The sequence below is a fragment of the Isoptericola nanjingensis genome (assembly GCF_050311635.1).
Classification (GTDB): Bacteria; Actinomycetota; Actinomycetes; order Actinomycetales; family Cellulomonadaceae; genus Isoptericola; species Isoptericola nanjingensis.
Window position 1 is genome coordinate 1 of sequence record NZ_JBNOZL010000013.1, and the last position, 5,430, is coordinate 5,430.

Genomic DNA, 5,430 nt, shown 5'->3' on the forward strand with positions numbered 1-5,430 from the left:
GGTGTGTGAAGTTGTTGGCTTATTAGTACCGGTCAGCTCCGACAGTCTTTAGTCCTGTCTTCCACATCCGGCCTATCTACCCAGTGGTCTAGCTGGGTGCCTTCACCCCGCAAGGGGGATGGAAACCTCATCTTGAAGCAGGCTTCCCGCTTAGATGCTTTCAGCGGTTATCCCTTCCGAACGTAGCTAACCAGCCGTGCTCCTGGCGGAACAACTGGCACACCAGAGGTTCGTCCGTCCCGGTCCTCTCGTACTAGGGACAGCCCTTCTCAAGTTTCCTGCGCGCGCAGCGGATAGGGACCGAACTGTCTCACGACGTTCTAAACCCAGCTCGCGTACCGCTTTAATGGGCGAACAGCCCAACCCTTGGGACCTACTCCAGCCCCAGGATGCGACGAGCCGACATCGAGGTGCCAAACCATGCCGTCGATATGGACTCTTGGGCAAGATCAGCCTGTTATCCCCGGGGTACCTTTTATCCGTTGAGCGACGGCGCTTCCACAAGCCACCGCCGGATCACTAGTTCCGACTTTCGTCCCTGCTCGACCTGTCGGTCTCACAGTCAAGCTCCCTTGTGCACTTGCACTCGACACCTGATTGCCAACCAGGCTGAGGGAACCTTTGAGCGCCTCCGTTACATTTTGGGAGGCAACCGCCCCAGTTAAACTACCCACCAGGCACTGTCCCTGATCCGGATTACGGACCGAGGTTAGATGGTCGATATGGCCAGAGTGGTATTTCAACGATGACTCCACCCGACCTGGCGGCCGGGTTTCACAGTCTCCCACCTATCCTACACAAGCCACACCGAACACCAATACCAAGCTATAGTAAAGGTCCCGGGGTCTTTCCGTCCTGCTGCGCGTAACGAGCATCTTTACTCGTAGTGCAATTTCGCCGAGCTCGCGGTTGAGACAGCGGAGAAGTCGTTACGCCATTCGTGCAGGTCGGAACTTACCCGACAAGGAATTTCGCTACCTTAGGATGGTTATAGTTACCACCGCCGTTTACTGGGGCTTAAATTCTGGGCTTCACCGAAGTTGACCCGTCCTCTTAACCTTCCAGCACCGGGCAGGCGTCAGTCCGTATACATCGTCTTGCGACTTCGCACGGACCTGTGTTTTTAGTAAACAGTCGCTTCTCCCTGGTCTCTGCGGCCCTCCCCGCTTCCCACCGCAAGGGTGTTCACGGATCGGGCCCCCCTTCTCCCGAAGTTACGGGGGCATTTTGCCGAGTTCCTTAACCACGATTCGCTCGATCGCCTTGGTATTCTCTACCTGACCACCTGAGTCGGTTTGGGGTACGGGCGGCTAGAACCTCGCGTCGAGGCTTTTCTTGGCAGCAGAGGATCACCCGATTCCCGCATACGCGGTCACTATCAGTTCTCACCCTATGTGCTTCGCGGATTTGCCTACGAAGCGGGCTACAACCTTGGACGTGGACTACCATCGCCACGCCGGGCTACCTTCCTGCGTCACCCCTGTTAACACGCTTACCTACTACCGGTTCGGGTCCCACGCCGCGCCACCGGTGAGATCCCGAAGGATCTCGGTGGTGGTCTGGGATGGTTAGCATCACCGGGCTCGGTATGGGCGGTTCTTCGCCGGTAGGAGAATATCAACTCCTTGTCCATCGACTACGCCTGTCGGCCTCGCCTTAGGTCCCGACTTACCCAGGGCGGATTAACCTGGCCCTGGAACCCTTGGTCATTCGGCGGACGGGTTTCTCACCCGTCATTCGCTACTCATGCCTGCATTCTCACTCGTGTGGGCTCCACCACTAGGTCACCCTGCAGCTTCACTGCCCACACGACGCTCCCCTACCCACCCACACACCTGAACACCAATCAAGTTGGTGCTGGGCTAACGTGTGAGTGCCACGGCTTCGGCGGTGTACTTGAGCCCCGCTACATTGTCGGCGCGGAATCACTTGACCAGTGAGCTATTACGCACTCTTTCAAGGGTGGCTGCTTCTAAGCCAACCTCCTGGTTGTCTGTGCAACTCCACATCCTTTCCCACTGAGCACACGCTTAGGGGCCTTAGCCGATGATCTGGGCTGTTTCCCTCTCGACTACGAAGCTTATCCCCCGCAGTCTCACTGCCACGCTATGTCTTACCGGCATTCGGAGTTTGGCTGACGTCAGTAACCTGGTAGGGCCCATTAGCCATCCAGTAGCTCTACCTCCGGCAAGAAACACGTGACGCTGCACCTAAATGCATTTCGGGGAGAACCAGCTATCACGAAGTTTGATTGGCCTTTCACCCCTAACCACAGGTCATCCCCTCAGTTTTCAACCTAAGTGGGTTCGGTCCTCCACGCCGTCTTACCGGCGCTTCAACCTGCCCATGGCTAGATCACTTCGCTTCGGGTCTAGACCCGGCGACTGTACCGCCCTATTCGGACTCGCTTTCGCTACGGCTTCCCCACACGGGTTAACCTCGCCACCGAGCACTAACTCGCAGGCTCATTCTTCAAAAGGCACGCCGTCACCCCTGCTAAGGAGGCTCCGACGGATTGTAGGCACACGGTTTCAGGTACTATTTCACTCCCCTCCCGGGGTACTTTTCACCTTTCCCTCACGGTACTAGTCCGCTATCGGTCACTAGGTAGTATTTAGGCTTAGCAAGTGGTCTTGCCAGATTCACACGAGATTTCTCGGGCCCCGTGCTACTTGGGATCCCCTCAACCAGGCCGCACCATTTCGTCTACGGGACTCACACCCACTACGGTCCGCCTTTCAATGCGGTTCGACTATGACACGGCTTTCTTACTGGCTACCAGACTGTCAGATCTGGTCAGAAGGTCCCACAACCCCGCATGTGCAACGCCTGACAGCTTGACACACACACGGTTTGGCCTCATCCGCTTTCGCTCGCCACTACTCACGGAATATCTCTTCCTGTCGGTACTGAGATGTTTCACTTCCCGACGTTCCCCCCTACACCCTATGTATTCAGATGCAGGTGACTGGGCATGACCCCAGCCGGGTTCCCCCATTCGGACACCCTCGGATCACAGCTCGTTTGCCAACTCCCCGAGGCTTATCGCAGGCTACCACGTCCTTCTTCGGCTCCTAGTGCCAAGGCATCCACCCTGTGCCCTTAAAAACTTCGACACACTACAATATTTCACAGAGATCAGAAAACCCGTCCCCCACCCCTTCAAAGAAGAAGACGAGGAACAAGTACTGAACATCTGGGATGCTCGCGTCCACTGTGCAGTTCTCAAGCAACGGACGACCCGCAGACACCCGGCACGCCTACCCCCACCAAGGGAGCGGTTCACACCAGCCCACGACCCGTATCCATCAAGACCACCCACCACCCCACCCGCCCCACCCACAAGGAGAGAGACGAACAAGGACCGGCCGATTGCCTCAGGACCCAACAGTGTGCTCGCGAACCAGACCAACCCCCCACCACCAGCGTTCCCCCACCCGACCCCGAAGAGTCCGACCCCGAAGAGCCTGGCCCCGAAGAGCCATGGTGCGTACTAGCCGGCCAGCGAAGCGCCGAACCGATCCTTCTAGTCAATGTTCCACCCGTGAGCAACCACCAGACACTCAATCGGTGCCTCAGATGGTCTGCCTGACCCCCACCCCACCACCGAACCCACCAGAAGACCTGGCAGACGAGGCAATGAAGCGACGCACGAAGCGCCACAGGGGGTATCAGATGCTCCTTAGAAAGGAGGTGATCCAGCCGCACCTTCCGGTACGGCTACCTTGTTACGACTTAGTCCCAATCGCCAGTCCCACCTTCGACCACTCCCCCCGGAAAACCGGTTGGGCCATGAGCTTCGGGTGTTACCAACTTTCGTGACTTGACGGGCGGTGTGTACAAGGCCCGGGAACGTATTCACCGCAGCGTTGCTGATCTGCGATTACTAGCGACTCCGACTTCATGGGGTCGAGTTGCAGACCCCAATCCGAACTGAGACCGGCTTTTTGGGATTCGCTCCACCTTACGGTATCGCAGCCCTCTGTACCGGCCATTGTAGCATGCGTGAAGCCCAAGACATAAGGGGCATGATGATTTGACGTCATCCCCACCTTCCTCCGAGTTGACCCCGGCAGTCTCCCATGAGTCCCCGGCATAACCCGCTGGCAACATAGGACGAGGGTTGCGCTCGTTGCGGGACTTAACCCAACATCTCACGACACGAGCTGACGACAACCATGCACCACCTGTGCACCGACCTTACGGGGCACCCATCTCTGAGTGTTTCCGGTGCATGTCAAGCCTTGGTAAGGTTCTTCGCGTTGCATCGAATTAATCCGCATGCTCCGCCGCTTGTGCGGGCCCCCGTCAATTCCTTTGAGTTTTAGCCTTGCGGCCGTACTCCCCAGGCGGGGCACTTAATGCGTTAGCTGCGGCACGGAACTCGTGGAATGAGCCCCACACCTAGTGCCCAACGTTTACGGCATGGACTACCAGGGTATCTAATCCTGTTCGCTCCCCATGCTTTCGCTCCTCAGCGTCAGTTGCGGCCCAGAGACCTGCCTTCGCCATCGGTGTTCCTCCTGATATCTGCGCATTCCACCGCTACACCAGGAATTCCAGTCTCCCCTACCGCACTCTAGTCTGCCCGTACCCGATGCAAGCCCGAGGTTGAGCCTCGGGATTTCACACCAGACGCGACAGACCGCCTACGAGCTCTTTACGCCCAATAATTCCGGACAACGCTTGCGCCCTACGTATTACCGCGGCTGCTGGCACGTAGTTAGCCGGCGCTTCTTCTGCAGGTACCGTCACTTGCGCTTCTTCCCTGCTGAAAGAGGTTTACAACCCGAAGGCCGTCATCCCTCACGCGGCGTCGCTGCATCAGGCTTGCGCCCATTGTGCAATATTCCCCACTGCTGCCTCCCGTAGGAGTCTGGGCCGTGTCTCAGTCCCAGTGTGGCCGGTCGCCCTCTCAGGCCGGCTACCCGTCGACGCCTTGGTAGGCCATCACCCCACCAACAAGCTGATAGGCCGCGAGCCCATCCCCCACCGAAAAACTTTCCAACCCACACCATGCGATGCAGGCTCATATCCGGTATTAGACCCCGTTTCCAAGGCTTATCCCGAAGTGGAGGGCAGGTTGCTCACGTGTTACTCACCCGTTCGCCACTGATCCATCCCAGCAAGCTGGGACTTCACCGTTCGACTTGCATGTGTTAAGCACGCCGCCAGCGTTCGTCCTGAGCCAGGATCAAACTCTCCGTAAAAGAAGAGAAACACCACGAGCCCCCGAAAGAGCCCGCAGCATTCAACGATACTGGCCAGACCAAGCTGAACTGCTCAGTCCGATCCAAAGGAACCACAAAGGGTTCAAAAATTTGGCATTGACTATCAAACACACTGTTGAGTTCTCAAACAACCGACGCACACCGCAGAACCAGAACCACTCTCAGTTCCGACCCCGCCGGGGCAACCCCTCAAACTTAC

At 57.5% G+C, this 5,430-nt stretch carries 2 rRNA genes; both read right to left on the reverse strand.

Annotated features, from left to right (window positions below):
* Positions 1 to 2 precede the first annotated feature (2 nt).
* Positions 3 to 3,117 (reverse strand): 23S ribosomal RNA (locus tag ACQP6G_RS20805).
* A 569-nt stretch (positions 3,118 to 3,686) separates the two neighbouring features.
* A 16S ribosomal RNA gene (locus ACQP6G_RS20810) occupies positions 3,687 to 5,210 on the reverse strand.
* Together the 16S and 23S rRNA genes form the textbook arrangement of a ribosomal RNA operon.
* Positions 5,211 to 5,430: the final 220 nt, after the last annotated feature.